This window comes from Mesorhizobium sp. M2E.F.Ca.ET.209.01.1.1 (assembly GCF_004010375.2).
GTDB lineage: Bacteria > Pseudomonadota > Alphaproteobacteria > Rhizobiales > Rhizobiaceae > Mesorhizobium.
The window spans coordinates 1-281 of record NZ_SADP02001340.1; the positions used below are offsets into that span (position 1 = coordinate 1).

Consider the following 281-nt stretch of genomic DNA (forward strand, 5'->3'; position numbering starts at 1 on the left):
GCCGGGCCAAATCGTCGGCGCGGTGCTTTTCGAATACACGCCGCTGCTGCGCGCCGCGCAGGACCGCACCAACGCCATGCTCTGGCTTGTCGGCCTTTGCACCGCGGCAGCCATGCTGATCGCCGCCTTTTCCGCCGTCCTGTTGCTCAATCGTTTCGGCGCCGGCCTCTCAAGCCTCAACCGGGGCATCGGCTCGTTGACGCGCGGCGATGCCGGAGCCCGCATCGGGCTGGTGTCCAGGGATGAGTTCGGACAGTTGGCGCAGGGGTTCGATAGCATGG

The 281-nt window shown here is 66.9% G+C and carries 1 protein-coding gene; it reads left to right on the top strand.

Features of this window, described 5'->3' with window-relative positions; translation table 11 throughout:
* A partial coding sequence (locus EN852_RS40330) for a methyl-accepting chemotaxis protein (RefSeq protein WP_135880012.1) occupies nt 1–281 on the top strand: 281 nt, incomplete at both ends.